This is a genomic window from Janthinobacterium sp. YR213 (assembly GCF_900099875.1).
Taxonomy (GTDB): Bacteria; Pseudomonadota; Gammaproteobacteria; order Burkholderiales; family Burkholderiaceae_D; genus Janthinobacterium; species Janthinobacterium lividum.
The window spans coordinates 312,889-325,584 of record NZ_FNDA01000001.1; the positions used below are offsets into that span (position 1 = coordinate 312,889).

Here is a 12,696-nt window from a genome sequence, read left to right on the forward strand (position 1 = left end):
ATTTGGTACTCGGCGCCGCGTGGACCTTGTCAATCATAAGGCGCATTTTCAGTATATCTCTTAGTTAGTCAGCGGTGGCTGGCGCGTACTTATCATACTCCTTGCTGAAGAGCTGGTCAGCTTCATCGCGGAATTCCCTGCGTCGATTTGTGAGGTCGCGCAGCTTTTCAAGCAAGCTTTTATACACAATCTGGTGAGCTTGATTTTTCAATAGTTCCTCGTTGTAGTCGTCAAACTCCACTTCATTTTCCAACGCCAAATTAACCAAATACAATAGGTCGCCCTTATTAATCTTGTCAACTGCCTGATAGGCCGCGGCCGAAGTATAGTAATGACCTTGGCCGTTTTCAATTTTCAATAATTTCATATTGATTTTTCCTTCCTTTATAAGCATCGTAACCTGCTTCCAGTGAATTCATTACTACTTCATGGCTGTTTATTGTTGCGCCGTCAACCGAATGCAGTAACTTATCGGATGGGTGCCCAGAGTATAGCCGATACGTTACCTGACGATTATCCATGACGCCTAACTCTTTCTTTGCGTATAAAACATAATCGGCGCCAATTGATGCTCCGACTGTATTATTATGCGTCACTATTACAACTGGCATGAATTGAGAAAGATGTTTTAATATCTTATTTACATTGCTTTTTAGAAAAAGATTATCAAACGATGATTCCGGCTCATCAATGAGTAGAATATCGTAATCTTTTGCATCAATGATATGCTGTAGCAACCTGAATTCAGAACGTTCACCTCCAGAAACAGGTGCTCCGTGACTATTTAATATTTGGTAACTTATTTTCGTAAATAGTTTATAGAGTTCTGATGGGACTATACCTTCGATTCCTAAAAGCTCCTGGAGGTACTCATAAGGTTGATCGTACTTCTTGAAGGCAGTGCCATAGGCCAGCGTCGTGGCTGCTGCCGCTTTTACTTCACCTGCGAGTGCATATGGCCCCTTTCTCGCCTCTACGGTAAACCCTTGGATCGTCTCTTGGGAGATAATTGACGGGACTCTAATGGCTTCCGCGATTTTTAAAAAAATTTTAACTTTTTCCTGCGCGATCTTGTAATCATATAAGTTGATATCTTCGACCGGAATTGAAGAGCTGCGGAGCGCCAATTGCTGTTTAACATCTTTAATTAAGTCATTTATTATTTTTTTCTTTTTATTTTCTTGAAATTTAAATCTAAGGTTTTCAATCAACTCACGAATCAAACCTTTTAAACCTTCAATATTGACGTGTTTCTGAATTATGTCGCGAAATTCGGCGTTCTCGATCAGTAAGCGGACTGACTCGATCAACTCATGTAAGGTGGTTGGTTCACTCACTGCGAACTCCGACTCCTTGTACAGCTTGACCTTTGAAAACGCATCTTGCCGGTCGGCCTCGTCCGCAGACTTCAGTAGCGAATCCAGGTAACGCTCTAAAGACTTTTCATTCGCATGCAGATCGACGCGTATCACTTCATCAAGGACTGACTTGAAGCCCGCGAGGTATTCCTCGATGACGATGCTGCGTTTTTTTTGCACTTCAGCGTTAAACTCTTTCTCATAGGCACTATCGTCCTGCTGAACCAGAGAAAATTGAGCGATATACTTCGGGTGTTCTACTGCCTCTTTGATCCTATTCAGTGTGTGGGTTTTTCCTGAGGATCGCTCACCGAGCAAAATATTAAGCCCGGTAGATATCTTCTGTCCATCCAAGAAAACAGGCCAAAGACGGTTGCCATCTTTCTCGGATAGCGCAACCTTGGTTCGATCGGACAGGCAGGCTTTAATGGCTTCAAACGTAAGCTCGCCGCAATCAATGAATGTATGGCGCGAAGGAAACTTGTTTCTATCTTCCCGTATCCGGGTATCGCTAAACAGGACAGGAGGAAACTTATCGTCATCCTTGACAGCACGGATAAATTTCTTTGGACTATCTACTTCTCCTGCAGTCACAAAGGGAGCGATCTTCTGCAAAGTTACGCCAGAAATAGCGGGGGATTTATCCGCGTGCGGGATGATAATATAGCGCCGCAGATCACCAAAAATGGCCTCGAATTCTTCATACGTGACACTGTCTCCTATAGCGACCACTTTCTTCGATATGAGATCGCACCTCTCTTGGAAGTCAGGCAAATTTTTGCCATCACTAATGACAAGTACATGGCCATTGACCAGGTTCACCTCTATACCTGGAAGCGCCAGTATGCCGAGTTCGTGTCTTATCGTCCTGAACTGGTCTCCGTCGAAGACATCGTGATTGGTCACTGCTATTGCATTCAGTTGTGCCTCATTCACATAGCTTTTGAACGATTCAAGGCTGAACGTAAAGTGCGCATCACTAATAGTGGGCACTGTATGAATATGCAGGTCTATTTTCTTCAACGCGATCTCCGTGTAGGCTTACGCAGAATCAACAAGATTTTCTTGAGAATACTACCTTGATATTGCAAATATGAAAACCGAATTCGATTAATGCGTTGCATTTTATGCATTTACGCAACTCGAACCTCAGGATATCGGCAAATGATCAGAATGCGCCGGCGCTCCGATGTTGCCGTGTGAAACTTTGGGAGCCACAATGCAAGTACTGATAAGATTGGTGGCAGCTGCCAGTGCATCCCACGGACACGGATGATCGTCCGTCCAGAGCAAATTCAAAGAAGCGGGCGCTTAAATCTTAGCTAGGAATGCCCGGAAATGGTCAGCTTTTACGTTTCTCTGTCCTCCCCCTCAATGCGAAGCAGTGACGCAAGGCTATCATGCGTCCAATGACCGGAAAGCACTTGGACGAGCGGCCACCCTCCCCTGGTCTGCGTTCGAATACCCGCCACCCGCAATTGCCGTGAATTAATTACTGGCAATACCCAAGCTTTCCATGACCCTGGCGGCATTATCCTTGCAGTCCACATCCTCCGGTTTTGCATCGATCAATTGAATCAGCGACAAAAGATGGGCCTTGTTTTGTGCCAGGCGCACTTCCAGCGATTCGATATCGGCTATCTTCTTTTTGAGCGCAGCCATCAGTTCATCATGCTTCCATGATGAAATATCCTCCGGCAAGACTTGCTTGATTTCATCGAGGGAAAAGCCCGCCTGCTGCGCGTCGCTGATGATGGACAGTACCGCCACGGCTTCCAGCGGATAGTCGCGGTAGCCGTTCGATTGGCGGCTCACGGCTTTCAACAAGCCCTTGGATTCGTAGAAGCGTATCGTGGACGCCGCCAAGCCGCTGCGCTTGGCCAGTTCGCCAATTTTCATTATTTTTCCCGCTGAAGTTGTAGTTTGTTATTGTGTAAAGCCTTGAGCAGAGCTTGCGCCACTTCCTTGCTGGAACCAGGGTTCTGGCCGGTGACGAGGCGGCCGTCCGTCAGCACGAAGCTGCCAAACGGGAAAAAGCCTTTGGCATACAGTGCCCCTTTGCTCTCTACCTCGCTTTGCAAAAGGTAGGGAACCTGGTCCCTGATGCCGGCAAGCGATTCTTCCAGGTTGGAAAAACCTGTTACGCGGCGCCCTTTTATCAGTGGCTCGCCCTTCTCGTCCTCCAGATCCAGCAAGCCAGCGGCGCCATGGCACACGGAGGAAACTAAGCCGCCGTTGCGGTAGATAGCCTCGGCAATGCGCTTGAGGTCCTTGTTGCCCTTGAAATCCCACATCGTTCCATGGCCGCCCGTGTAGAAAACAGCCGCATAGGCAGCGGGATCGATGTCGGCCGCGGCCTTTGTCGATTGTAATGATGCCATGAAAACAGGATCTTTCAGGTGCTCTCTTGCCGCCTCATCCATGTACAGCCATCCCAGGCTGCGTTCATCTAGCGGCACGGCCCCGCCGCCTGGGCTGACGAAGTCCACGCCATAGCCGGCTTCCTGCAGCGCGTCGTACGCGTGCGTCAATTCCGTGAGCCAGAGTCCCGTATGGTCGTTTCTGCTTGGATATTGGGAATGATTAGTCATGACGACCAGCACTTTTTCCATGCCCGGACCGCGCATGGGGGACGCCGGTTCAGCAGCAACCATCTGCATGAACAGCAAGGGCATGACAGCCAGAAGCAGCTTCTTGAAAACAGACATGGGATCGTCCTCCGAATAGTTGAGTGGTCTGGGCCATGTTGTCCGAACACAGCGTGATCGACTATAAGCTTAAAGCCAACTTGAATGTCAAGCGGCCGATGGGCAATCGCGCGATTTTTCTGGCCCAAAGGAAGCGGCCTCGCTGCAAACTAGTGTCCCGAACGCGACAGTGCGATTTTTTTTCGTTTCAGGGCTTGACCTTCAAGTTAGCTTAAAGCTTATCGTGAGGCTATCGCAACCCTGGAGATCAGCATGAAACCCTTTACCGCACTGACATTGCCCAATGGGACAGTCATTCCAAACCGTCTCGCCAAAGCCGCCATGGAAGAGAACATGGCCGACAAGGACCACGCGCCGTCCAAGGAGCTGATCCACCTGTACCAGTCGTGGGCGGACGGCGGCGTTGGCCTGATGATCACCGGAAACGTAATGATCGACCGCCACGCCATGACGGGGCCCGGAGGGGTCGTGCTTGAGTCCGAACAATTTGGCGCCCGCTTCGAGCAGTGGTCGCGCACCGCACGTTCACGCGGGGCGCAGATCTGGATGCAGATCAACCATCCAGGGCGCCAGATGCCTGCGGCCCTGGGACAGGAAACCCTGGCACCGTCAGCCGTGTCCATGGATCTGGGCAACTTTTCCAGGCAATTTTCGGCGCCGCGCGAGATGACGGAGGCCGATATTGCCGACGTGAAGCAGCGCTTTGTCAACAGCGCCCGGCTGGCGGAGCGGTTTGGCTTTACGGGCGTGCAAATCCATGCGGCGCACGGTTACCTGATCAGCCAGTTCCTCTCCCCGCTGACCAATCAGCGCACGGACCGCTGGGGCGGATCGTTGGAAAACCGGGCGCGGCTGCTGGTCGACGTCGTCAACGGGGTGCGGCAAGCCGTCGGCAAGGACTTTGCCGTCGCGGTGAAGCTCAACTCGGCGGATTTCCAGAAAGGCGGCTTCAGTTCGGTAGATGCCAAGCAGGTCGTTGCCATGCTCAACACCCTGGGCGTGGACTTGATTGAGCTGTCCGGCGGCAGTTATGAAGCGCCGGCCATGCATGGCCAGACCCGCGATGGCCGCACGCTGGCCCGCGAAGCCTATTTCCTGGAGTTCGCCAAGGAGATCGCCACGGTGGCCAGCATGCCGCTCATGGTGACGGGCGGCATACGCCGCTACCAGGTGGTGGAGCAAGTGCTCGACAGCGGCATCGCCATGGCCGGCATGGGAACGGCGCTGGCGATCGATCCGCAATTGCCCAAGGCATGGCGTGCCGATCCATCGGCGAGCCCCCTGCTCAGGGCCATCACCTGGAAAAACAAGGTGTTGTCGTCCATTGCGTACATGGCGATGGTCAAGTATCAGCTGCGGCGCCTGAGCCAGGGCAAGCAGACCAGGCCCCAGGTGGCGCCCGTCCTGGCGCTGCTGATGCAGCAATGGGAAACCGCCGTCAGGAACCGCCAGTATCGCCGCAGGATGAATAGCGGCTTGTGAACTGAATTTTTCCACATCCAACATTGAAGGTGCAAGCCATGAACATGAAAATTGCCGCGGCAGCAGCCGCCTCAGTATCGACATTGATGCTGAGTCTAGCCGCAAGCCCGGCGCGGGCCGAAAATCCTGCTGCAAACCAGCCCGTCATCATCGATATCGCCGGCCATGCCGTCCCGGTGGCGGCTGGCGGCCTGTATGAGCGCTTCCGCTCGAATCCGCCCTTATCGGTCATTGCGGCGGAAGCGCCGGACCTGGACCTGAGCTGGTTCAAGGGCATGCGGAAAAAAAAGGTCGACATCGGCTTTGCCTCGTATTCGCCGAATTTCTATTACAAGAACCGCAAGATCACGGCGGTATTTACGGCCGACCTCGCCCGCTTGAAGGAATTGATGCCGGAAGACATATTGAAGGCAGTCCAGCCGCTGCAAGTGTGGCCAGGCCGGGGGGCCGTGGCGTTGACGGCCTACGCCTATGAATACTGTGACAACGACAGCTACAATGAAATTTCATTGGCAATTGTGACCAACAGGCCCGGCGCCACCAGTTTTGGCCCGTTTTCCTTGCTGGGCCAATCGCTGTCCCATGATTTCTGGGGCTATGTGCTCAAGCTTCCCGTCAATACGGAACTGGCCAGGGTGCGTGGCGTGGTCGGCTACAACTTGCCCAAGTGGCTGACCGGTATCGACATACAGGAAACTGAGGCAAGCGTTTCCTTTGCCGTCACGGACAGCGCGACGGGCAAGTTGGATTTTGTTTTCGAAGGCAAAAAGCTGGGCGACCTGTCGCACCAGGCCGAGGTGGTGAGCAACAGCTTCACCAACAAGGATGGCGCCGGCAAGCTGACGTATGGCTATGCCGTTTCCCGCCTGCTGAGCCATGCATCGAGCACGCGCGCGGAATCGGTCGACCTGAAACTGGGCGACGGCAGTTTTTCCACGTATATGAAATCATTGAAGCTGGGGAAGATGATGAGCTATGAATACGTGCCAGCCTTCCAGAATGCGCTGTATGTCCCGCAGCCGCTGGCAACCCTCGGTGCCGGCAAGTGATTTGCTAAACAGCAGGCAGCGAAAAGGCACCGTGCCAGGTGTTTTTTTATCGCCGTCCCTCCCGGTATATGTTGATGTAGATCAATCAATTTTCCTATTGTGTGCAGCAGAATATGATCATTCGCAAGCCTCTGTTGAACAGACCATGGCAGAGCGCCTGCGTCCTGCATTACGCATTTGCCACTACATAAGGAATAACATGATCCCCACTACCATGAAAGCCGCCGTTGTCGAACAACTGGGCCAGCCGCTGGTGCTGCGCGACGTTCCCGTGCCGGTGCCAGGCCCCGGCCAGATCCTCGTCAAGACGGAAGCTTGCGGCGTGTGCCACACTGACTTGCATGCGGCGCGCGGAGACTGGCCCGTCAAGCCGACGCCGCCGTTCATTCCCGGCCACGAGGGCATCGGCCTCGTGGTGGCCGTGGGCACAGGCGTGACCGAAGTGCAGCTGGGCGAACGGGTCGGCGTGCCCTGGCTGTACTCGGCTTGCGGCCATTGCGAACATTGCCTGGCAGCCTGGGAAACCGTGTGCGCCGAGGCGCAGTTTGGCGGCTACACCAAGAATGGCGGCTTCGCCGAGTACATCCTGGCCGACCCGCGCTACGTCGCGCACATTCCGGCGGGTCTGTCCGCCGTGCAGGCGGCGCCCATCATTTGCGCCGGCGTGACCAGTTACAAGGGCATCAAGGAAACGGGGGCGCGGCCGGGCCAGTGGCTGGCCGTGTCCGGCATCGGCGGACTGGGCCACCTGGCCATCGAATATGCGGTGGCCATGGGCTTGCGCGTGGCGGCCGTCGACATCGATGAAAGCAAGCTGGAGCACGCGCGCGCCCTGGGCGCCGAAGTGACCATCAATGCGCGCCAGGGCGACCCGGTCGCGGCATTGCGCGAAGCGACCGGGGGCGGCGCCCACGGCGTGCTGATCACGGCGCCATCGATCGATGCTTTCCAGCAAGGCGTGGCGATGACGCGCAAGCGCGGCACCTGCGTATTGGTCGGCTTGCCGCCGGGCGACTTCCCCACGCCGCTGTTCGACGTGGTCGCCAATTGCGTGACGATACGCGGCTCTTTTGTGGGCACGCGCCAGGACATGGCCGAGGCGCTCGCCTTCGCCGCCACGGGCAAGGTCAAGGCCGGCGTGGAATTGCAGCCGCTGTCGGCCATCAACGAGATCTTCAGCCGGCTGGAACATGGCAAGGTTGCCTCGCGCGTGGTGCTCGATTTCAGCGGCAACTGAACGCTACGCGGGCAGCACGGTGTGTCGTGCGACGGCAATTTAATTGCCGTTGCTATGATGGCATCTCATACAGAACACCGAGGACACACCGATGAAGAAATCCCTCTCCGGCCTGCTGGCCTGCGCCGCCCTCGCCTTGTCCTTTTCGGCTGGGGCGGCCTGCGCGGCCGAGCCGGCTGCGGCTACGCTGCCCGGACACTATTACCTGCAAGGCGTCATGGAAACGGGTTCCGAACTGCTGCTGAAAAAGGACGGTAAGTTCGAATGGATGCTCAGCTATGGCAATACCGACGAGCAAGCCAGCGGCGAGTGGCGCGTTGCCGGCGACGTCGTGACCCTGGTGGCGGGCAACGGCGGCAAGGAGCCGCAGTTTCGCGTGTTCGAGGAATCGGAAATGCGCATCCAGAAACCCGCCGAAGCGGGCCTGTGGGTGGCCATCGTCGGCTTCCCCCGGCTGGGGCCGATGGCCGACGTGGAAGTAAAGTTCGAAGCGCAAAGCGGCAAGACGGCCACAGCCGTCAGCGTGGCGAACGGCGACGCCATCGTCCGCATGCCGGCGTCGGAAAGCTGGGTGCGCGCCGGCTTGCGCCGCCAGGGTTCAAAAGCCGACTATCAATGGCTGGCCGTGCCGCCCATGCGTGCGCAGGAACGCATCGCCGCATTCGCCGTCACCGATCCCCAGTGGTTGAGAGGCCAGGCATTCCAGAAGCTGTCCTTGCGCGTCGTCAAAGGCGGCCTGAAAGTGGACGATCCGGACCATGGCCTGGCCAGGGGCCTGTACGCCAAACCGGCATCGACGCAATAGCTTCCTTCCCCCTTCTTTCCATTCTCCCGGCACGTTGTCCTGGTCAAGAATAATGACCGGGGCAGTACGCGCACGCCCGTGCGCCGTTGACACCCCGCACGGTCTGTCCTATAGTCGCCGGGTTAACGACAAATGAGAATGAGAATCATGTTCAGTTCTATCAAGAAATGGCTCGTCTGCTATCCGCTCCTGGCCGCCAGCCTGCTGCTGGCCGGAGGCGCGCAAGCGCAAGTGGCCGACCAGGGCGCCGGCGCCAAGCAGTTATGGCAATTGATCGACTATGTTGCCGTCGATTACAGCGGCGCCGTCGAACACGGCGAAGTGGTCAGCGAGGCGGAATACGCGGAAATGCTCGATTTTACGGACAACGCGACGACGCAAATCGCCGCCCTGCCCGCCCACGCGTCGCAGGCGGCCATCGCCGCCGCTATCGCCGACCTGCGCAAAGCCGTCGTCGCCAAGGCGGACGGCGCGGAAGTCAAGCGCCTGGCGCACCATGCGAACGGCTTGCTGATTGCCGCCTACCCGATTCCCGTGGCGCCGAAAGTGCTGCCCAACCTGGCGCGCGGCGCCGCCCTGTATGCGGCCCAGTGCGCGTCCTGCCACGGCGTGGCCGGCGGCGGCGATGGTCCGCTGGCGGCCAGCCTGGAACCGAAGCCGATCGCCTTCACGGATGGCGAACGGGCGCAGTCGCGCAGCCTGATGGCGCTGTACCAGGTCATTTCGCAAGGCGTGGCCGGCACCTCGATGGCCAGTTTTGGCCAGCTGTCCGAAAACGAGCGCTGGGACCTGGCGTTCTATGTCGGCGGCATGTCGCACGATGCGGCGGCAAGCGCGCGCGGAGAAAAGCTGTGGCAGGATGATCCGCGCAGCAAGAACCTGTACGCGGACCTGGCTGCCGTGACGACCCTGACGCAGGAAGCCGTCGCGGCCAAGCTGGGCGCGGACGAGGCGCAAGCCTTGACGGCGTACTTGCGCAGCAACCCTGGCAAGGCCGAGGCGCACAAGCCGGCCGGCCTGGCCCTGTCGCGTTTGCGCCTGGCGGAAAGCCTGGATGCCATGCATGCGGGCGACCGCGCTGGCGCCACGCGCCTGGGCCTGTCGGCCTACCTGGACGGTTTCGAGCCGATCGAGCCGATGGTGGGCGCGCGCAATAAATCCCTGCTGCTGGCCGTGGAAAATGCCATGCTGGCTTACCGTTCCGCCGTGGCCAAGGGCACGGTGGCCGACGCCGACGCGGCCGGCGAAAAGCTGCAGCAACTGTTTACCCACGTGGAAGCGGAACTGGGCGACGCCAAGGCCGACCCGATGACGACCTTTGTCGGCGCCCTGACGATCTTGCTGCGCGAAGGCGTGGAAGCGTTGCTGATCGTCATCGGCATCATCGCCTTCCTGCGCAAGGCCAAGCGCAACGACGTGCTGCCCTATGTGCATGCGGGCTGGGCCAGCGCGCTGGTGGCGGGCGGCCTGACATGGGTGGCGGCAACGTATCTGGTGACCATCAGCGGCGCCAGCCGCGAAGTGAGCGAAGGCCTCGGTTCCGTGTTCGCAGCCCTGGTACTGCTCAGCGTGGGCTTGTGGATGCACCAGAAGAGCAGCGCCGGGCGCTGGCAGGAATACCTGCACGAGAAACTCACGGCGGCCATGACGCGGCGCTCCGCCTGGGGCCTGTTCGCCCTGGCCTTCATCGCCGTCTACCGAGAAGTCTTTGAAACCGTGCTGTTCTATTCCGCCCTGGCGGCGGACGGCAACGGCGGCGCCCTGCTGGGCGGCTTCCTGGTGGCCATCGTGCTGCTGGTCGTGATCGCCTGGGCCTTGCTGCGCACCAGCGCCCGCATGCCGATCGGCAAATTCTTCTCGTGGACGTCCGCCTTCGTGGCCGTGCTGGCCGTGATTTTGATGGGCAAAGGCGTGGCCGCGCTGCAGGAAGCGGGCTGGGTCGGCGTGAGCCCCGTCGATTTCATCCGCGTCGACCTGCTGGGCATCCTGCCGACCCTGGAAACCTTGTTGGCGCAAGCGGCCATCCTAGCCATCATCGTCGTTGGCTATGGCTGGAACCGCGTCTCGGCAGGCAAGCGCAAGCTGGCTTGACCTTGTAGAGCCGGCGCGGGCAAGCTGCCCGTGCCGGCCACGGCGCGCCTGTTCAGGCGCGCCATCCCTCCCCCGCCATCGGTCCCACTTTCATCGCCAACATCGTCATGACGGGCGGCGGGCCAGGCAAGGATGCGCCGCCGTTTTCCTTTACCCGGCAAGACATCCTGAATAGAATATGATGGCCATCATGCGGAATTTGCGCAACAACTCAACTGCCCAACCCTCGGCGCCAAACCGCAAGGAAGCCACCCACGAACGCATCGTCGAGGTGGCCACGGCCAGGACATTGCGGACCATTTCCTGACGTCGCCCTTGCGCGGATGGTACCGTTTTCATCCGGACAGGGCTTTCGACACGCGGTCTCCGAACAAGTGGTTTGCAAGGCAATGGCGATGCCCGCGCCGAAAGCGATGGGTAACAGTAGCGCGTTCATCAGGCGCTGCTTACGCATGGTGGATCGGCGCGAACGATTCAGCAAACAGATCGGGCTGGTAACCGGCGGCATTGAACAGGTGAGCGCAGGATTCGTCGATCGCGGAGCGCAGCCTTGCCTGATCCACGCCCAGTACGACGCCACCGCGTTTGCGCACGCGCCCGTTGATGATGACGGTATCGATATTGCTGCGCTCTGCCGCGTGCACCACGGTACCGATGGCGTTGTTGACCGGGTAGAGGTTGAGGTCGCCGGTGCGTATCAGTACCAAGTCGGCCTGCTTGCCTGGCGCCAGGCTGCCGATGCGTTGTTCCAGCCCCGCACATGCGGCGCCGTCGATCGTGGCCGCCTCCAGCAAGCGGAACGCATCGGTGGGCGCCGCCGCATGGTGGTGCCCATGCAGGCGCTGGGTATGCCCCAAGACCCGCTGCAGGTAGAACGCCACGCGCATCTCCATGAACATGTCGCCGCTGTACGAGGTCTCGTTGTCGACACTGAGGCCGGGGCGTATGCCGTGCTGGAACGCCGCCTGCCAGGCGTTCATGCCATCCTCGATACCGTAGTGGGCATCCGAGCGCGGGCATACGTTGACGCGCACGCCTGCCTCGCGCAAGATTTTCCAACCGGATTCCGGCAGGCAGGTGCAGTGGTTGAAGATGTTGTCCTTGCCAAGCAGCCCCTGCTGGTGCAGGCCTTCGAGTTCGGCTGCCATGCCACCACCAAAAAACTCGGTCACGATGGGAATGCCCAGTGCCCGCGCGATGGCCCACTGCTCCGGTTCCAGCTGCGCCATCATGGCCAGCGTCACCAGGCTGTCGGGATTGGCAAAATACTTGGCCTGCAGACGTGCGAGGTTACCCGGCCAATGCGCCTCATCCCAGTCGCCCGATACGGGCGCACCGGATGCATGCACGGCACGGATACCCGTATCGAGCAATGCTTCGACGGCCGCGTCGGAGTGCGCCGCGGTGCGGCTGTTGTGGGAGTTGTCGATCACGGTCGTGATGCCGGCATCGATGCAGCCCAATGCCGTGAGCAGGTTGCCCACGTAAATGTCGCGCGGCCGGTAGTATTTGGCAAACGAGAAATGGGTGGCGTTGCAATAGTCCTCGAGCGTTGCCGCATTCGGATTGATGCGGCGCAGCTGGCCTTCCCAAGAGTGCCGATGGGTATCGACCATGCCCGGAATGGCGATCATCTCCGCGGCATCGATCACCTCAGCACCGTCGGCCTCCAGGTGCACGCCGATGGCGGCAATGGCGCCGTCGGCAATCAGGATGTCGCCCTTGGGCAAATTGCCGACATTGCCATCCATGCTGATGATCGTCGCGCCGCGTATCAGCATCTTGCGGCGGGCTGGGGCCAGTGGCGCCAGCAGAGCCGGCAATTGAGTATCTTGTTCAAGCATGGTTGAGTCCTGCGATAGGTAATGGGTTGCACGCAGTTTAGTGCAGTCAAGCCGGCGGAAAAAGTAGCGCCGGGCGTTTTCAGCATGCGGAAAATCCGAACAATGTTGGGTTATAGTGCCAT

10 protein-coding genes are annotated in these 12,696 nt (G+C 58.1%); 5 read left to right on the plus strand and 5 right to left on the minus strand.

Annotated elements, in window-relative coordinates; all coding sequences use genetic code 11:
- Positions 1 to 64 precede the first annotated feature (64 nt).
- The 4 genes from BLT98_RS01375 to BLT98_RS01390 form a co-directional block, all read right to left on the minus strand.
- Positions 65 to 367: a hypothetical protein gene (locus BLT98_RS01375; RefSeq protein ID WP_092604924.1), complete on the minus strand. Its 303-nt coding sequence runs from the start codon at positions 365 to 367 to the stop codon at positions 65 to 67.
- The gene (locus BLT98_RS01380) at positions 348 to 2,381 is read right to left on the minus strand and encodes a phosphotransferase (RefSeq protein ID WP_092604925.1); all 2,034 of its coding nucleotides are present in this window, start codon (positions 2,379 to 2,381) and stop codon (positions 348 to 350) included. The genes BLT98_RS01375 and BLT98_RS01380 overlap by 20 nt, the downstream gene beginning before the upstream one ends.
- Positions 2,382 to 2,846: 465 nt before the next feature.
- A complete protein-coding gene (locus tag BLT98_RS01385; RefSeq protein WP_092604926.1) occupies positions 2,847 to 3,257 on the minus strand; it encodes a MerR family transcriptional regulator in 411 nt (136 codons plus the stop codon).
- On the minus strand, positions 3,257 to 4,066 hold the full coding sequence (locus BLT98_RS01390; protein WP_092604927.1) for a type 1 glutamine amidotransferase domain-containing protein: 810 nt from the start codon (positions 4,064 to 4,066) through the stop codon (positions 3,257 to 3,259). The genes BLT98_RS01385 and BLT98_RS01390 overlap by 1 nt, the downstream gene beginning before the upstream one ends.
- A gap of 252 nt (positions 4,067 to 4,318) precedes the next feature.
- Here BLT98_RS01390 and BLT98_RS01400 point away from each other — a divergent pair, with 252 nt between their 5' ends.
- The 5 genes from BLT98_RS01400 to BLT98_RS01420 all read left to right on the plus strand — a co-directional run bounded on the left by BLT98_RS01400 (position 4,319) and on the right by BLT98_RS01420 (position 10,730).
- Complete coding sequence (locus BLT98_RS01400) at positions 4,319 to 5,548, plus strand: NADH:flavin oxidoreductase/NADH oxidase family protein (RefSeq protein ID WP_092604929.1); 1,230 nt, start codon at positions 4,319 to 4,321, stop codon at positions 5,546 to 5,548.
- A 38-nt stretch (positions 5,549 to 5,586) separates the two neighbouring features.
- Positions 5,587 to 6,597 (plus strand): acetoacetate decarboxylase (ADC), encoded by a 1,011-nt coding sequence (locus tag BLT98_RS01405; protein ID WP_211614783.1) that lies wholly within the window; start codon positions 5,587 to 5,589, stop codon positions 6,595 to 6,597.
- Between the two features lie 202 nt (positions 6,598 to 6,799).
- Positions 6,800 to 7,834 (plus strand): zinc-dependent alcohol dehydrogenase, encoded by a 1,035-nt coding sequence (locus tag BLT98_RS01410; RefSeq protein ID WP_211614851.1) that lies wholly within the window; start codon positions 6,800 to 6,802, stop codon positions 7,832 to 7,834.
- A 91-nt stretch (positions 7,835 to 7,925) separates the two neighbouring features.
- Positions 7,926 to 8,639, plus strand: a complete 714-nt coding sequence (locus BLT98_RS28560) for a hypothetical protein (RefSeq protein WP_139178955.1) — start codon at positions 7,926 to 7,928, stop codon at positions 8,637 to 8,639.
- A 147-nt stretch (positions 8,640 to 8,786) separates the two neighbouring features.
- A complete protein-coding gene (locus BLT98_RS01420; protein ID WP_092604931.1) occupies positions 8,787 to 10,730 on the plus strand; it encodes a cytochrome c/FTR1 family iron permease in 1,944 nt (647 codons plus the stop codon).
- Between the two features lie 446 nt (positions 10,731 to 11,176).
- On the opposite strand, the gene BLT98_RS01425 is transcribed toward BLT98_RS01420, so the two are convergent.
- Complete coding sequence (locus BLT98_RS01425; RefSeq protein ID WP_092604932.1) at positions 11,177 to 12,574, minus strand: amidohydrolase family protein; 1,398 nt, start codon at positions 12,572 to 12,574, stop codon at positions 11,177 to 11,179.
- Positions 12,575 to 12,696: the final 122 nt, after the last annotated feature.